Annotated in this window: 13 protein-coding genes; 6 read left to right on the top strand and 7 right to left on the bottom strand. The window is 69.3% G+C overall.

Going from position 1 to position 15,489, the window contains the following annotated elements; translation table 11 throughout:
* Window positions 1-55 precede the first annotated feature (55 nt).
* The 5 genes from C4B68_RS36425 to C4B68_RS44885 form a co-directional block, all read right to left on the bottom strand.
* Window positions 56-2,239 (bottom strand): xanthine dehydrogenase family protein molybdopterin-binding subunit, encoded by a 2,184-nt coding sequence (locus C4B68_RS36425; RefSeq protein ID WP_099503198.1) that lies wholly within the window; start codon window positions 2,237-2,239, stop codon window positions 56-58.
* Window positions 2,236-3,222 carry an FAD binding domain-containing protein gene (locus C4B68_RS36420; protein WP_099503200.1) on the bottom strand — a complete coding sequence of 329 codons (987 nt, stop codon included), beginning with the start codon at window positions 3,220-3,222 and terminating at the stop codon, window positions 2,236-2,238. The genes C4B68_RS36425 and C4B68_RS36420 overlap by 4 nt, the downstream gene beginning before the upstream one ends.
* A 3-nt stretch (window positions 3,223-3,225) precedes the next feature.
* On the bottom strand, window positions 3,226-3,747 hold the full coding sequence (locus C4B68_RS36415; RefSeq protein ID WP_240634582.1) for a (2Fe-2S)-binding protein: 522 nt from the start codon (window positions 3,745-3,747) through the stop codon (window positions 3,226-3,228).
* A 93-nt stretch (window positions 3,748-3,840) separates the two neighbouring features.
* Window positions 3,841-5,757: an SMI1/KNR4 family protein gene (locus tag C4B68_RS36410; RefSeq protein ID WP_099503204.1), complete on the bottom strand. Its 1,917-nt coding sequence runs from the start codon at window positions 5,755-5,757 to the stop codon at window positions 3,841-3,843.
* Window positions 5,758-5,945: 188 nt separating this feature from the next.
* A complete protein-coding gene (locus C4B68_RS44885; RefSeq protein ID WP_206337100.1) occupies window positions 5,946-6,386 on the bottom strand; it encodes an aldo/keto reductase in 441 nt (146 codons plus the stop codon).
* Window positions 6,387-6,452: 66 nt separating this feature from the next.
* Here C4B68_RS44885 and C4B68_RS36400 point away from each other — a divergent pair, with 66 nt between their 5' ends.
* Both C4B68_RS36400 and C4B68_RS36395 read left to right on the top strand, forming a co-directional pair.
* Complete coding sequence (locus C4B68_RS36400) at window positions 6,453-7,034, top strand: TetR/AcrR family transcriptional regulator (protein ID WP_099503206.1); 582 nt, start codon at window positions 6,453-6,455, stop codon at window positions 7,032-7,034.
* 146 nt (window positions 7,035-7,180) lie between these two features.
* Complete coding sequence (locus C4B68_RS36395; protein WP_099503208.1) at window positions 7,181-7,612, top strand: SRPBCC family protein; 432 nt, start codon at window positions 7,181-7,183, stop codon at window positions 7,610-7,612.
* Window positions 7,613-7,784: 172 nt separating this feature from the next.
* Here C4B68_RS36395 and C4B68_RS43730 read toward each other — a convergent pair whose 3' ends face one another.
* The gene (locus C4B68_RS43730) at window positions 7,785-7,976 is read right to left on the bottom strand and encodes a hypothetical protein (RefSeq protein ID WP_030190387.1); all 192 of its coding nucleotides are present in this window, start codon (window positions 7,974-7,976) and stop codon (window positions 7,785-7,787) included.
* Window positions 7,977-8,146: 170 nt separating this feature from the next.
* On the opposite strand from C4B68_RS43730, the gene C4B68_RS36385 reads away from it, so the two are divergent.
* Both C4B68_RS36385 and C4B68_RS36380 read left to right on the top strand, forming a co-directional pair.
* Window positions 8,147-9,280, top strand: coding sequence for a glutathione-independent formaldehyde dehydrogenase (locus C4B68_RS36385; RefSeq protein ID WP_099503210.1), 1,134 nt, complete (start codon window positions 8,147-8,149; stop codon window positions 9,278-9,280).
* 223 nt (window positions 9,281-9,503) lie between these two features.
* Window positions 9,504-10,622 carry a PP2C family protein-serine/threonine phosphatase gene (locus C4B68_RS36380; protein WP_420824030.1) on the top strand — a complete coding sequence of 373 codons (1,119 nt, stop codon included), beginning with the start codon at window positions 9,504-9,506 and terminating at the stop codon, window positions 10,620-10,622.
* A 159-nt stretch (window positions 10,623-10,781) separates the two neighbouring features.
* Here the strand turns inward: C4B68_RS36380 and C4B68_RS36375 are convergent, their stop codons facing one another.
* Complete coding sequence (locus C4B68_RS36375) at window positions 10,782-12,761, bottom strand: ATP-binding protein (protein WP_206337099.1); 1,980 nt, start codon at window positions 12,759-12,761, stop codon at window positions 10,782-10,784.
* A gap of 364 nt (window positions 12,762-13,125) precedes the next feature.
* Between C4B68_RS36375 and C4B68_RS36370 the strand changes: the two genes are divergently transcribed.
* Both C4B68_RS36370 and C4B68_RS36365 read left to right on the top strand, forming a co-directional pair.
* Entirely contained in the window at window positions 13,126-13,836 is a 711-nt protein-coding gene (locus C4B68_RS36370; RefSeq protein WP_099503216.1) for an ATP-binding protein, read from the top strand.
* Between the two features lie 44 nt (window positions 13,837-13,880).
* Entirely contained in the window at window positions 13,881-15,395 is a 1,515-nt protein-coding gene (locus C4B68_RS36365; protein WP_099503218.1) for a LuxR C-terminal-related transcriptional regulator, read from the top strand.
* Window positions 15,396-15,489: the final 94 nt, after the last annotated feature.

The raw sequence follows: 15,489 nt of genomic DNA, 5'->3' as shown, positions 1-15,489 counted from the left end.
GGCGCCGAGTGCCGACCCCCGGGGTTGCCGAGTGACGACCGCCGGGGGCAGGGAGTCATCCCTGCCGCGATGACAGCAGCATCTCGGGAGTGACGGGAAGGGTGCGCACCCGCACACCGGTGGCGTGATAGACGGCGTTCGTGATCGCTGGGGCCACGCCGATCGCCGCGATCTCGGCGATTCCCTTCACCCCCAGGGGGTTCACATGCGGATCGTCGTCCTGGACGAAGAACGGGTCCAGCTCACCGATGTCCGCGTTCACGGGCACGAGGTAGTCCGCCAGGCTGCCGTTGACCACGTGGCCGTCCCGGGGATCGACAGCCGTGTGCTCCAACAGGGCCATCCCGATTCCCATCACGATGCCTCCGATGGCCTGGCTGTGGGCCAGCTTCGGATTGACGATCCGGCCTCCCCCGAACGCGCTGACCACCCGGGGCACGCGAACGAGGCCAAGGTCCGGATCGACCCTGACTTCGGCGAAAACGGCACCGTACGAGTGCATCGAGTACTGGTTGGATTCGTCACTGGGCCGGTAGTCCGCGGTTGCCTCGACCGACTGCCCCAACCGCCTCATGACCTGGGCGAGATTGACGTCACCGTTGGTCTCCCCTGCCCGCTCGAGGGCTTGACGCCTAGCCTTGGTACACGCTTCGTACACCGCTGACCCGACCCCGCCCATGGTCGCCGATCCGCCGTGCGGGGGCGCTTGCGGCAGGCTGGCGTCTCCCAGCTCGAAGCGCACCTGCTCGATGGGCAGTCCCAGTGTCTCGGCCGCGACCTGCGTCATCGACGTATAGGTTCCGGGGCCCATGTCGCTCGTCGCGGAGGACACGTCGGCCGAACCGTCGGGGTGGAGAACCGCGCGCGCACTGGCCGGGAAGTTGTAGACGGGGTAGGTCGCGGAGGAGCATCCGTAGCCGATCAGCCGTCCTTGCTCGTCACGCATCGATCCGACGCGCGGATCGCGCCCCTGCCAGCCGAAGCGCTCCGCCGCGGCGATGAGGCATTCGCGCAGGTTTCGGCTGGAGAAGGGAAGATCCCGGTGCAGATCTCGATCGGCGTCATTGCGCAGCCGCAGCTCCACCGGATCGATGTCCAGGGCTTCCGCGAGTTCGTCGAGCGCCGACTCCAGGGCGAAGAGGCCGCTGATCTCGCCGGGCGCCCGCATGGAAGTCGGCGTGCCGACGTTCATCTCGGCCAGGCGATAGCGCGTGGCGACATTCGGACACCGGTAGAGGAATCGGGTCGCACCGAGGAGGTTCTCCGCGAACCGCTCGTACGCCGAGGTCACCGCCGTACCCTCGTGGTGGATGGAGACCAGGTTGCCGCTGCGATCGGCGCCCAGTGCAACGCGCTGTGCGGTGTAGGGCCGGTAGCCCGTGAGCGGGAATCCCTGTCGCCGCGTGAGCACCACCTTCACCGGTCGGTCGACGTGGCGTGCCCCCATTGCCGCGATCACGGTGTGCGGCCAGACGCTCAGCGCCGAACCGAAGGCGCCACCCACGAAGGGCGAGATGACTTCGACGTCCTCGGGGCGGATCCCGAAGGTCGCGGCGATGTAGGCGCGCGTGTGGCTGACCCACTGGGTCTTGATCCACAAGGTGAGCGTTCCCGCGTCCCACGCCGCCGTGGTGGCGAACAGCTCAATGGGGTTGTGGTCCTCGCGTGCGATCTCGTAGGTGGCGTCGACCTTCACCTCGGCCGTGCGCAATGCGATGTCGGGGTCGCCGCGCTGTGTGTCGCCAGGCATGCCCGCCTGCTGGTTGCCCGGCCCTGGCGGGACGGCCCGCAGGGCAGCGACTTCGAAGGACGTCGCGGCCGGCTCCTCGGCGTAAGAAGCGTGTACGAGCGTCGCGGCATACGTCGCCTCCTCGAAGGTCTCCGCCACGACGAGTGCGATGGCCTGGCCATGGTGCAGAACGCGGTCGTCCTGCAGCACGTGGATCGGCTCACCGTCCTGGGCATCAATGAAGGATCGGCACGGGTGATACGGGAGTCTCGGCGCGTTGGCGTGGGTCATCACCGCGACGACACCGGGCGCGGACTCGGCCGCTGCCGTGTCGATCGAGGTGATACGGCCGTTCGCGATGGTGGAACCGACGACAACGCCGTACGTCATTCTCGGGCCGGGATCGAACTCGGCGGCGTAGGTGGCCTGCCCGGTGACCTTCGCCTGCCCATCCACTCGGCTGACCGCCTGCCCGATGTAGGTCGTGGTGGGCGTCACTGTCGTCGTCATGCGCGCCCTCCGGCGGCGCTCAGGGCACGGACTACCGTGCGCTTCATCAGTTCGGGCTTGAACTGGTTGCCCGCACGAGTGACGGCGCCTTCGGTCGCGTACTCCGCCGCATTCAGGTACGTGTCGATGCCGTTCGCGCGGCCGTTGAGCGCGTTTTCGACACTGCGCAGGCGCCATGGCTTGGTGCCGACGCCGCCCATGGCCACCCGTGCTTCGCGGATCGAGCCGTCTTGGATCTCCAGGGCCACGGCCGCGGAGGTCAGCGCGAACTCGAAGGACACGCGGTCGCGCACCTTGAGGTAGTACGAGCGTCGGGCAGTCGGTGTCGGCGGAACGACCACTGCGGTGATCAGCTCCCCCGAGTCGAGGACTGTTTCGATGTGCGGGGTGTCGCCCGGTGCCCGATACAGATCATCGAGGCGAATGATCCGTTCGCCGCCCGGACCGACCAGGTGAACTTCCGCGCCCAACGCCACCAGCGCTACCGCCACGTCGGAAGCGTTCGTCGCGATGCAGTGCTTGGATACGCCCAGCACCGCACTGGTTCGGTTGACGCCGTTCATGGCCGCACAACCAGACCCAGGACTGCGCTTGTTGCAGGCCTGAACGCCCGGATCCCGGAAGTAGGGGCACCGCGTGCGCTGGAGGAGGTTCCCACCGATCGTGGCCATGTTCCGCACCTGCCCCGAGGCCGACAGCAGCAGCGCTTCGGCGATCACGGGGAAAGCGGCGGAAACGTCCGGGTCGGCCGCGATGTCACTCATCTTGGCCGCCGCGCCAAGGCGCAGCGACCCGTCACTGAGAACCTCGATGCGGTCGTCCAGCACGCCGTCGAGAGACACCAGATATTCCGGACACCGGATCTCGTCGGTCAGCAGCTGCATCATGTCCGTGCCGCCGGCGATGTACTCGGCAGCCGGAGCGGACCCGATACGCGTGGCCGAGACCGCGTCGTCCGGGCGTTCAAGGGTGAAGGGATGCATGGCTCACGCCCCCGCCCGCTGCTCGTCCAGCAGGGCTTCCAACGGGGTCTGGGCCACCTGGGAGATGGCGGCCACGATGTTCGAGTACGCGCCGCAGCGGCACAGGTTGCCGCTCATGAACTCCCGGATCTCATCGGCCGAGCCCGTGTGGCCCTCCTGGAGCACGCCGAGGGCCGACATGATCTGCCCGGGGGTGCAATAGCCGCATTGGAAACCGTCGTGGTCGACGAACGCTTGCTGCAACGGGTGCAGGCCCGTCTCGCTGTCTTGCGAGAGGCCCTCGATGGTCGTGATCTCCTTTTGGTCGTACAACGCCGCCAGAGCCAGACACGAGTTGATTCTCCGGCCGTCGGCGAGCACGGTGCACGCCCCGCACATGCCCAGGCCGCAGCCCTTCTTCGAACCGGTCTGCTTGAGGTGCTCACGAAGGGCGTCCAACAAGGTCGTTCGATTGTCCAGCCCCGCCAGCGTGTATTCCTCGCCGTTCACGTGCAAGGTCACGGATACCGTGGGTGTCGCCGTCATCGAGAACTCCTCATCAGCCACCGATCTCCCAGTATTGGCGGGACATGACGGCGGCGCCATTTGGAGTGTGATGTCCGGCTCGCCCCAAAGTCCCTATGGCCTGTGCCGCTCAAAGCGGAGAGTCACGTACGCCTCGCCCGGGCCCGGAGGCCGGCTCCAGGACCGGGTGCGGAAGGTGTGCAGACGTCCGTGCTGGAGGGCGAACCGCGGCAGCCGGATGCCGAACTCGGCCGCGAGGGCATCCAGGGCGCGGCGCTCGCCCAGCCGCTCCCCTTGCGGTTCGTCCTGAGGGAAGAGGCGGTCCGGGTCCAGCGCGGCCGGCACGGGCCCCCGTCTGCTGACCTCGGTCCCCCGGACGGTGAACGCGTACCGCTCCTCGCCGTTCTCCGTGACGGACAGATGGAAGACACCGAAGCGGTGCCCCTCGAAGGGCTCGCTCCACACCGTCACCGCACGGGTGCCCCGGGAAGCGGCGATGCCCGGGGAGACGAACCGCTGCTCGTCGAAGCTCCCGCCCGGTCGCGGCTCGAAGGCGAAGCTCCAGCCGGGACCCGCCCGGCCGACGGCGGTCAGCGCCTCGTCCTCCCACGTCGAGACGTTCCGGTTGCTGCGGAAACGCGTACGCGAGTCCCACAAGGTCATCGGTTCGTTCAGGACGGCGGTGTCGTCGGCGCCGATACGGCCGGGCAGCTCGGCCGGCTCCACTGACTCCACGAGGAGGAAGCGGTACGACACCAGGAAGTTGCCGGGATCTCCTTCCGCCAGCCACGCCAGGCCCGGCGGATCCGGGTCGGCCGCGGGAGCCGGGGCGTCCCCCCGCTGTCCGGCCCGCGGCGTGGCCAGCAGTTCCCGGCCCCGCTCCGGGGTGATCAGGGGGCCGAGGAGCGGGTCGCCGCACAGACCGAACGGGGCGAGGTGGTCCGGACCGACCGGCCGCCACTCGGGCAGCGCGGCGCGCAGCGTGTGCCAGGCCGCGTCCGTGTCGCCCCAGCGTGCCTGTTCCCGCGCCTCCTCCACGGCACGGCCGAAGTCGCCTTCGGCGGTGTAGCGGAAGGCGCCTTCCGTCACCTGCCGCAGGACCTCGTCCGCCGTCTCGCGGACCTCGTCGGAGGCGCCTCCCAGGTGGTGGGCCAACGACGTGCGGTCCCGGTGGTGCCGCACGTGCTCCGCCGCCAGCACGGGCAGAACCTCCGGCGCGTACAACGGATCGGCCGTGAGCCCGTGGAAGTACACCATGTAGGTCTCCCCGAGCAGCCGGCGGATCTGGTCGCGCAGCCCTGTCGCCCGGGGCCTGCCGTACGAGATCGCCTCGGCCAAAGCCGCCGAGGCCTGCTCGTACCGCCCGCCCAGCGCGTCCAGCCGGGCGGCGTCGACGGACGCGTCCAGTGCCCGCGTCGTCGCGTTGACGAACACCGCCCCCGCACGCTCCGAGCGGCTCACCTGCAGGCTGTGGAACTCCCGGTACATCGCCTCCATGAACGCGTGGAACGACGCGTACCGTTCAGGAGGACTCGCGCGCCACGACGCGTAGCAGTACACGGCCCACTCACCGGCGTCGTCCACGTCCCCCGGGTCCAGCAGGACGTAGACCATGTCCGACTCCACGTCCAGTTGCAGCGCCCGCTCCCACATCCCGGCGAGCAACTCCTCCTCGGGCGTGGGGTCGTCGTCCAGTTCGCCGGGGAAGAACTCGGCCAGGCCCGCCGCGTCCTCGTGCCACCGGACCTGGTCGGTACCGGCGAGCAGCCACACGAAGCCGCCCGCGTGCCGCCAGCCGTCGCTCACCGTCAGAAACGAGCGGTACGAGGGCGGCAGCCGGTGCCCGAGCCGCTCCTCCAGGGCCCGGATCCGCTCCTCGGACGCGGGCGGGAACCCCAGCCAACGCGTACGCAGGGGCTCCTCGTCCGGTCCGTACCGCTCGTCCGCCGGTGCGTCCGGGTGCTGCGCGTCCGCCCACTCCTGGCTCCAGCGCACCAGGAAGGGCCGCCAGTCCTCGATCGTGTCTGTCATACCGCCGATCGTGCCAGCCGCCACTGACAACGCCGCCGCCCTGTATGGTCGTTGGGGCCGTCTCGGCAGGTGTCGGGTCCTCAGCGCGGGGCGATGTCCCTGACGGACGCGACACCGTTGGTGCCGAACTCAGCGTTCGCGCGCCCGGTGTCGCCGGCGTCCGCGGTGGCCGGCCCGGCCGGGTTGGTCTACCGGCGGCGGAACGCGGCGTCGAGCGCGGACGTACTGGTGTGCCACATGTTGTCGGCGACGTTGACGGTGTGTCCGGGGGGCACGATCTCGTCGATGCGGTCGAGCAGGTCGCTGGACAGGTCGACGCCGTCGGCTGCCAGGTAGGACTCGAGGTGCTCCATGGTGCGCGGGCCGACGATCGCGGAGGTGACCGCGGGGTGCCGGGTGACGAACGCGATCGCCATCTGGATGAGCGTCATCCCGGCCTCGTCGGCGAGCGCCCCGAGGGCGTCGGCGGCGAGTCGTCGTGGTCGGGGTTTCCGAACGCGCCGAACATCATCGCGCCGAGGCACAGCCGGCTGACGGAGACGTCGGTACGTCCAAGAGGCCGGTAGTCCATGGAAGCTCCTCCAGTCACCGCGAACCCGTCGCGGCAGGTGGGTAGAATCAGGCCCCATGAGGAATCGGATAGCCTGTCCGGTTACCGTTCCACCGTACCGGATAACCTCTCCAGTTAGGAAGTCATGACCTCGGACCAGCCGCCTTCACCGTCGAGACGCGCCGACGCCGAGCGCAATCGCGACAAGATCCTCGCGGCCGCTCGCGCCGCGTTCGCCGAACCCGGCGCCCAGGTGTCGATGGCCGAGATCTCACGGCGCGCCGGGGTCGGCATGGCGACCCTCTACCGCAACTTCCCCGGCCGCCGAGAGCTCCTGGAGGCCCTCTACACCGACGAGGTCGACGCCGTCTGCGCGGCAGCGAAGACGGTCGACGGCGAGTCACCGGGAGCGGTACTCGCGGCCTGGCTGCACCGGTTCTCCGCCTTCTTCACCAGCAAGCACGACATCGCCTCCGAGTTGCTGACGCACTCCGACAGCGACGACCCCGTCTTCAGCGAGAACCGCACCCGGGTGCTGGCCGCCGGCCGACCGCTCCTCGTCGCCGCACAGGCGGCTCACGAAGTCCGAGATGACCTCACCCTGGAACAGATCTGCGACATGATCATCGCCATCGCCACGATTCACGGCGACCCCAGCTACGTCGAGCCGATCCTGCGGGCCGCGCTCGACGGCCTGCGCCCGGCGGGCGACGTGGAACCTGCCTAGGACCGCCGCACGGGCGATGAAGCGCGGGCCTCACGGCCGGTCACATGGTGGTCAGCCCCGTCTCGCGTTCCGGTCGACCCCGCTGGTGCTGGGCGCACACTGGAAGCAGAAGGTCATGCGTCATGAGCCGAACCTGGAGGTCAGCCATGAGCACCCTCGAAGAACACGTCGACGTCGGGGTTCCGATCGACAAGGCCTGGGACAGCCTTCACCAGGTGGAGAACTATCCGAGCTTCGTGGAAGGAGTGCGCGACGCCCGTACGGAAGCGGATGGGCGAGCGCATCTGGACGTCGAGGCCCGCGGCCGGACTCGAGAACTCGACGCCGAACTCTCCGACCGCGGAGGAGAACGCGTGATGGAGTGGCGCACCACGGGCGCCCCCGAACTGAAGGGCTCCCTCTCGCTGCAGCCGATCGACCGGGAACACACCCGGGTCCAGGCACGGGTCGAGTACGACCCCGACACCATCAGGGAGACCTTCGGCGGACCGAAGGGATTCGCTCAGGCGAACGCGGTCGAGCGGCTCGTCCGAAGCGACCTGGAGCACTTCAAGGAGCACGTGGAACACAGGCCGTGAGCGGCCGGTGAAATCAGCGGGAAGCCCGCTCTGGCGACGGGCCGCGGATACGTTCGTGGCCACGCGTCGCTCACGCTCCCGCGCACAAACGTCGGCTGCAACGACCGGACAGCGAGAGCCAGTTCGGACACGCACGGCATCCGATGCGGAGCCATGGGCGCCGCGGGAGATGTCAGCGGTCGGCGATGTCCTCGCGGAGACCGTCGGAGAATTCCCACCACGACAGAGGAAGCCAGTCTCCGTTGACGAAGGCATCGACAGTCGCGCCTCGACCGCGAACAGTCACGGTCGTCCCTGGCGGGTAGGTGGTGCCGGAGAGCCCCGGTACGGGAACAAGCAGGGTTCCCAGTCGCTGTGCTGACACGTTTCGCCTCCCTCTCCAATTTCTTGGTGCGGCGCAGGACAGTTATTCACCCGAGGTTACCGGGTTGTTCTATCGAGCAGGCCGGAGAATCATGAGACATAGGTCACGCGGAGAAAGCGGGGCGGGGGCGTGGCAACGAGAAAGCGCGTTGCCGAGTGGAGGTGGCAGCCATGAAGGCCGTCGTTTACAAGGGACCGTTCACCGTTGCGGTCGAAGAGGTTGAAAAGCCCAGCATCCAGCATCCGAACGATGTGATCGTACGGATCACCTCGACCGCGATATGCGGCTCCGATCTGCACATGTACGAGGGCCGCACCGCTGCCGAACCCGGCATCGTGTTCGGCCACGAGAACATGGGAATCATCGAGGAACTCGGCGAGGGCATCACCTCGCTCAAGGAGGGCGACCGCGTGGTCATGCCCTTCAATGTCGCCTGCGGGTTCTGCACCAACTGCGTCGACGGATTCACCGGATACTGTCTGACCGTCAATCCCGGTTTCGCGGGCGGAGCTTATGGTTACGTCGCCATGGGGCCCTGGATGGGCGGCCAGGCCGAATACCTGCGCGTCCCCTTCGCGGACTTCAACTGCCTGAAGATGCCGCCGGGAAACGAGCACGAGAGCGATTTCATATTGCTCGCCGACATCTTCCCCACCGGCTACCACGGCTGTGAACTCGCCCAGGTCCGTCCTGGCGAGAGCGTAGCGGTGTACGGCGGAGGGCCAGTTGGGCTCATGGCCGCCTACTCGGCTCTGATCCGCGGCGCGGGAAAGGTGTTCGTCGTGGACCGAGTCGCCGAGCGGCTGCAGAAGGCCGAGGAGATAGGCGCGATTCCGATCAACTTCGCCGAGGGTGACCCGATCGAGCAGATCAAGGAGCAGACCGAGGGCGTCGGTACGGACAAGGGCATTGACGCCGTCGGCTACCAGGCGATGGCACGCGGCGCGGATCGCGAGGAACCGGCGACCGTCCTGAACTCGCTCGTCGGCACGGTCCGGGCCACCGGAGCGCTCGGCGTGCCCGGCCTCTATGTCCCGGCCGACCCTGGAGGCCCGGACGATCAGGCCAAACACGGCATGCTCCTCGTCGGAATCGGCAAGCTCTTCGAGAAGGGCCTGCGGGTGGGTACGGGACAGTGCAACGTGAAGCGCTACAACCGGTACCTGCGCGACCTGATCATCGACGGGCGGGCGAAGCCAAGCTTTGTCGTCTCCCACGAAATGACTCTGGATGAGGCGCCGTCGGCCTACGACAAGTTCGACAAGCGGATCGAGGGATACACGAAGGTGGTGCTGCACCCGTAGCCCTGTCGACCGGAACCGTCGGCTGCGTCGGGGAGCCTCCCCGACGCAGCCGACTGCGCGTCGCCGCGGAAGCGTGACCCCGCCCACCGCCGGAACGCAGAACCAGGGCCGCAGGATGGCGAGTGCCGATCCGTTCCCGCGTTCAAGATCTCTGCCGTACCGCACGCCCAGGGTCTTACCCCACCAGAGAGGAATGCCCGCTTTAACCGATATGATGCGGTTTGTGATCATGTCCGGACGGCTGCGGCGCCGTCGTCCCCCCTACGGCGGCCGGTGGGAAGTTGCCCTGCTGGCACCGGTGATCCTCACCGCCCTGATCGTCGGCCTGGCGTTCTCCACGCCGAGGGAGATCGCCATCAGCCGCCTTCTGCCCGCCGCCCCCGCCCTCGCCGCAGCGATGTGGCCCGTGATCCCCACGATCCTTCTGGGCCTGTTCTGCCTGCTGGCCATGATCGGTCTCGGCCTCGTCAACACCGACCTGGGAACGCAGTACACGGCTGCCGCGATCGTCGCGGTCACCTTGGCGGCCGCGTACGCAAGCCATGTCCGACTCCAGCGGGAGGAGATGCTCCTCCAGGTCCGGCTCGTCGCCGACGCGGCCCAGCAGGTGCTCCTGCGCCCCCTCCCGCGCCGCATCGCGGACGTCGAGATCGAGTCGCTGTATCTGGCGGCCCAGGAGCAGGCCCGGATCGGCGGCGACTTCTACGAGGCGGTCGGCACACCGTACGGGGTGCGGCTGCTCATCGGCGACGTTCGGGGCAAGGGCCTGTCCGCGGTGGGGTCGGCCTCGGCGGTGATCAGCTGCTTCAGGGAGGCCGCGTACGACGAGCCGGACCTGAGGGGCATCATCGATCGCCTGGAGACCAGTATCGCCCGCCACAGCGCTGCGTTTCCCGGCCAGGATCTGCCGGAGCGCTTCGCCACCGCTCTCATCGCGGAGATCCCGCACGGCGGCGGTCACGTCAGACTTCTCAACTGCGGGCACCCCCCGCCGCTGCTTGCCCATCACGGGAAGATCCGAGTTCTGGAGCCCACGATCCCCTCGCCGCCCCTCAACCTCGCGGCGCTCATGGGTGGCCAGTACTGCGTCGACACCCGCACCTTCGCCCCGGGCGACCAGTTGCTGCTCTACACCGACGGCGTATCGGAGACCCGGGACCGCACCGGCGAGTTCTTCCCGCTGCCGGACTGGATGCGGAGGCAGAGCCTGGATTCGCCGCGCGAGCTGCTCGACCGGCTTCACCAGGACCTGTTCCACTTCAGCGGCGGAAGGCTCGACGACGACATCGCGGCCCTCGCGGTGAGGTGCCCGAACAGCCAGGGCCAGGAGCAGCCCGCGTAAGCTCCGCGTCCGGCCCCGCGCGGGCGCGAGATGTCGCGGTGCGCCACCTGAGTGGTGCACCGCCACACTCCCCGCCCTTCAACGTCTACGGCCACGCCCTGACGCACACGCCCGAGCGGCGGGCCACGCCCGCACGAGGCTGCACGGCGCACCTGGTCATCATGCCGCGCCGGTTGCGGCGGAGACCGGCGAGGACGCCACCATGCGGGGCTGCGGTACGTACGGCGTGCACAGGTGGCCGGGCGCGAGGTGGCCGGGCGTGCCGGTTTCGATGTCGGCGATCAGCTGTCGCAAAGCGGCGGCACCGTACGGGTCCGGCACGTTGGTGTCCAGGGCGGCGAGCGTCCGCTGTGCCCGGTGCCAGGCTCGGCCGCTGTGACCGTGCCGGTGATCGACGAACGCTTTGGCGTAGCGGGCGAGGACGCATGCCCAGGCGTCGCCGCGGATGTCGGTCTGGGCCAGGGCGCGGCGTGCGGTGCGGCGCGCGGCGCGCGGCGCGAAGTCGGCCTGGGCCACGGCCAGGGCGGCCAGGCTCGCGGCCGGCGAGGGGCCGCCGGATGCCCGGGCCGGGATGGTGCGTGCGGCTTCCTGGAAGTGCTCGGAGGCGGCCACCGGGTCGCCCTCACACAGGGCGATGGTGCCCTGGACATGGGCGATCCGGCCGATCGTGGCGTCGTCGCCGGCCAGCACGGCCGCCGGCCAGGCCCGGCCCAGCAGCGTTCGGGCGGTTCGCGCGTCGCTGCACGCGGTGAGCCATGCCGCCAGCCATCTGGCACGCATCACCACCGGACTGTCAGCCGGGCACAACGGCAGTAACCGCAACAGGTACCCGCGCCCTTCCTCGCCCCCTTCGCACACCGCCCACCAAAACCACAGGAGGACGACCGTCTCCAGGGCCACGGCCGCGTGTTCGGCATGGCTCAGCGCGTGTCGCAACATCGCCCTGAGGTCATCCTGTTCGTCCCGCACGAGGTGTACGGCCTCCGACTGGCAGCCGGTGCTCCACAGGTTCTCGGCGACCGCCGCCGCTTGCCGGCAGTAGGCCGCACGGCGTTCCGCGGCCACCGCGAACTCCCCCGCTTCCTGCAGCCGTTCGGCGCCGAAGTCCCGTGCGGCCCGCACCATCCGGTACCGAGGCTGGCGGGGCCCTCCCGGGTCGCGCACCGGCTCCAGCATGCCCACGGCCACGAGTTGGGCCAGGCAGGCGGGTACCTGACACGGTTCGATACCGCCACCGGCGCACAGGAACACGGCGGTTGACTCGTTGAATGCTCCGGTGAAGAAGCTGGCCCGGCCCCATACGATCCGCACCGTCCGGTCACAAAGCACGTAACTGGCACCGATGGCGTCCCGCAGAGACCGGTGCCGCCGCAGGGCCGGGCGCTGACTGCCCAGCCAGCACTGGTGGCGCTCCAGAAGTTCCGCGAGATCGCTCAACCCATGGCGGGCCACCTGCTCCGCGGCCAGCTCGATCGCGAGGGGAAATCCCTCCAGCGACCGGCAGATCCCGGCCACCGCCCGCAGGCCCGCGTCATCGGCGCGGAACCCCTCTACCGCAGCGCGCGCCCGGTCCAGGAACAGCTCCACCGCAGGCGAGGGACCGCTCGGCCTGTCCGCCGTTTCCGTGCTGAGCGGCGGCAGCGGCAGCACGCGCTCCTCGCCCAACCCCAGGGCCCGCCGCGCCGTCACCAGAACCCGGAGTCTCGGTGCGGCCATCAGCAGACGCTGCACCACTCCCACGCATTCCCGGTGGACTGGGTCGATGTCATCGAGGAAGAGCAGGATGTCCGTGGCAGGCAGGCACCGCTCCAGGCTGCCGGCATCCGAAGTCTCGGGGCGCGTGCGCGTACCCGTCAGAGCCTGGCGGACCGCGGCGGTCAGTGCGCCCGGAGCGGCGGCCCGGCCGCCGCTCCAGCGCAGCTGGACCACGCGCCGCGACGGTCCCTTCCGCATCCCGGCCGCCGCGTCGGCCGCTAGCCGGCTCTTCCCCACACCGGCACCGCCGGCCACCGTCACGAGACGGTGCCGCGCCAGCATCTCCTGGAGGTCGGCCGCCTCCCGTTCCCGGCCGACCAGCCCACCAGGCGCTTCACCGTTGACGGAAGAGGACATCTCTGGCTTGCCGACATGTTTCCGCACTCGTCTCAACCTTCACATAGTTTCGCGGCAACTCTGATCGGTGGCGCCGCGGCCCGGGGGTCGGCGAACCCGGGCGCAGAACCGTCACTCCTGCGGCGCCACGGCAATTCCAACGCGACACCCGCATCAAAGTGGCGGCGGCGTACGCCGGATCACCCAGGGCAGCGACCGTTCGACCTTCCGCACGGATAACCGGCGGGAGCAGGGCCGCTGCCCCGGCGCCCGGGACTCGGCGGAGCGGGGCTGACGAAAGGGTCCCTGTACAGGCCCAACGGGCCGCTACTCTCGGATACCGTGCACGCACGGAAGGTGACTGCGGCGGGTTCACATGGAGTTGGGGTTCTCATGGCGGCGCCCGGGACAGATGCCGGCCGAACTGACCAGCTTTGTCGGCCGCAGCGGCGAACTGGCTGACGTACAGCGGCTGCTGGGGCAGGCCCGACTGCTGACCCTGGTCGGCCCAGGCGGTGTCGGCAAGAGCCGACTCGCGCTGCGGGCCGCCACCGAGGCCGCCACAGACTTCCCCGACGGTGTGCGCCTGGCCGAGCTCTCCGGCCTGAAGGGTCCCTACCTCCTGCCCGGCGTGGTCGCCGAAGCGCTGGGGCTGCCGAGCCGGGCCGGCAAGTCGCCGATCGACTCGGTCATCGAGCACGTCGCCGACGGCGAGCTGCTGATCATTCTGGACACCTGTGAACATCTCGTCGATGCCTGCGCCCTGCTGGCCAATCTGCTGCTGTCCCAAGCCCCACGTCTGAAGATCCTGACCACCAGCCGGCAGGCCCTCGACATCCCCGGCGAGTATGTGCTGTCCGTGACGCCGCTGGGACTGCCGGAAGGCGACGCGGGGGGAGACGCGCTGGAACTGTTCGAGCAACGCGCGGCAGTGGCTGTTCCCGGCCTCAGGCTCACCGACAGCCAGCGCAGGACCGCCGCTGCTCTCTGCCGCCGCCTTGACGGCATTCCGATGGCCATCGAGCTGACCGCCGTACGGCTGCGGCCCTGTCACTGGAACAACTGGCGGCGCGGCTCAACGACAGTTTCGCGCTCCTCAACAGCGGGCGGAAAGCGGCGCTGACGCGGCATCAGACGCTGCGTACGACCATCGGATGGAGCCATGAGTTGTGCTCACCGACGGAGCGGCTGCTGTGGGCCAGGCTGTCGGCCTTCGCAGGCTCCTTCGACCTCGCGGCAGTGGAATCCGTGTGCACGGACCTCCAGCTGCCCACCGGTGCCGTGGTGGGCCCGCTGATCGGGCTGGTCGACAAGTCGGTGGTACTCCGCCTCGGCAACCGCTACCAGCTGTTAGACACCATCCGTGAGTACGGCGCCGAATGGCTGGTGGAACTCGACGAGGCCGCCACTGTCAAACACCGGATGATCGCCTACTACCGAAGCCGGCTGCACCAATTCGAGGAACGGTTCCTGAGCTCCGACCAGGCGCCCCTGCACAAGGCGCTGCTGCCTGACCACGAGAACCTGCGCGCTGCCCTGGAGTACGCCCACGCCGACGGGGAACTGCTGCCGATGGCCGCCGCGATGTGGCCGTACTGGCTGTGCAGCGGACAGCCCGCCGAGGCATGCCACTGGTTGGACCTGGCCCTGGCCCGGCAGCCGGAGGCGTCCCCCGAGCGTGTACGGGCACTGCAGTGGGCCTCCACCTTCGCCGCTCTCCAGGGCGACCAGGCCACCGCGAAGCGGCTGGCCGGCGAGATGCGGGAGCAGGCCGGACAACTGGGCGATCCGCGATGGACCGCCCTGGCCCGGATGTGTGCCGGCCAGGCATCGGGCTTCCTCGGCGAGTGCGACGAGGCGGTGGCGGACCTGAGCGTGGCCCTGGACGAACTGCACCTTGTCGGCACCGACCTGGACGTGGCACTGGCGAGCTTGCGCCTGGGCAGGGTGCAGGCGCTCGGCGGCCGGGCGGAAGCCGGGATCGCCGTCCTGTCCGACGTGACGCGGCTGGTCGGTGAGAGCAGCAAGGAAAGCTACATCCAGGGTTGCGCCTACGGCTACATGACGGTCGCCCACCTCGCCGCCGGGGACATCGACGCGGCCGAGCGGACCGGTCGCCGGGTCGTGGAACTGCATGACCTTCGCGATGGCGTACTGAACCTGGGCGTCACGCTGGACGCCGTCGCCTGGACGGCCGTCGCCCAAGGACGCCACCAACGCGCCGCCCTGATCTTCGGCGGCGTGGACGCACCGTTCTCGCTGCTCGACCAGCGACGGGCACTGGGCAATCCGCTGCTGACGAAACTGCACGAGCAGGCGCTCAAGGCGGCCGGGGAGGCGCTGGGCAGCGGGCAGCTCGAGCGGCTGCGCCGACAGGGCGCGCGGCTGCCGCGGGAACAGCTGGTGGCCTTCGCCCTGTCGCAGAACGACACGCCCCCCAATGTCCCCGCACAGCCCAAGTCGACCCGGACCAACGGTCTCACCCAGCGGGAGAGCGAAGCCGCCGCACTGATCGCGCGGGGTATGACGAACCGGGAGATCGCCGAGCAGCTGGTGATCTCCAAGCGCACTGCCGACGCGCATGTGGAACACATTCTGGCGAAGCTCGGATACTCCTTCCGGTCACAGATCGTGGCATCGATGGCGGACGAGCGCTGTCGGGACGAGAGCCCGGCCGGATAGCCACCGGAAGTGCCGCTACCGCCCCAGTGGCAAGCCGCGCTCGCACAGCAGCGCCTGAGGGCCACGGGCTCAGCGCGTGAACCGATGTGTCCAG

Source organism: Streptomyces dengpaensis (genome assembly GCF_002946835.1).
Taxonomy (GTDB): domain Bacteria; phylum Actinomycetota; class Actinomycetes; order Streptomycetales; family Streptomycetaceae; genus Streptomyces; species Streptomyces dengpaensis.
Note: the sequence above shows the minus strand (reverse complement) of the source record. Positions and strands in the feature narration are given on the sequence as shown.

Bases quoted from the DNA above. Each gene is read 5' to 3' on its own strand.
- C4B68_RS36370 (WP_099503216.1), top strand. From the start codon at position 13,126: ATGCCGGCCGAACTGACCAGCTTTGTCGGCCGCAGCGGCGAACTGGCT.
- C4B68_RS36415 (WP_240634582.1), bottom strand. From the start codon at position 3,747: ATGACGGCGACACCCACGGTATCCGTGACCTTGCACGTGAACGGCGAG.
- C4B68_RS44885 (WP_206337100.1), bottom strand. From the start codon at position 6,386: ATGGGGCCTGATTCTACCCACCTGCCGCGACGGGTTCGCGGTGACTGG.
- C4B68_RS36385 (WP_099503210.1), top strand. From the start codon at position 8,147: ATGAAGGCCGTCGTTTACAAGGGACCGTTCACCGTTGCGGTCGAAGAG.
- C4B68_RS36395 (WP_099503208.1), top strand. From the start codon at position 7,181: ATGAGCACCCTCGAAGAACACGTCGACGTCGGGGTTCCGATCGACAAG.
- C4B68_RS36420 (WP_099503200.1), bottom strand. From the start codon at position 3,222: ATGCATCCCTTCACCCTTGAACGCCCGGACGACGCGGTCTCGGCCACG.
- C4B68_RS36425 (WP_099503198.1), bottom strand. From the start codon at position 2,239: ATGACGACGACAGTGACGCCCACCACGACCTACATCGGGCAGGCGGTC.
- C4B68_RS36400 (WP_099503206.1), top strand. From the start codon at position 6,453: ATGACCTCGGACCAGCCGCCTTCACCGTCGAGACGCGCCGACGCCGAG.
- C4B68_RS36410 (WP_099503204.1), bottom strand. From the start codon at position 5,757: ATGACAGACACGATCGAGGACTGGCGGCCCTTCCTGGTGCGCTGGAGC.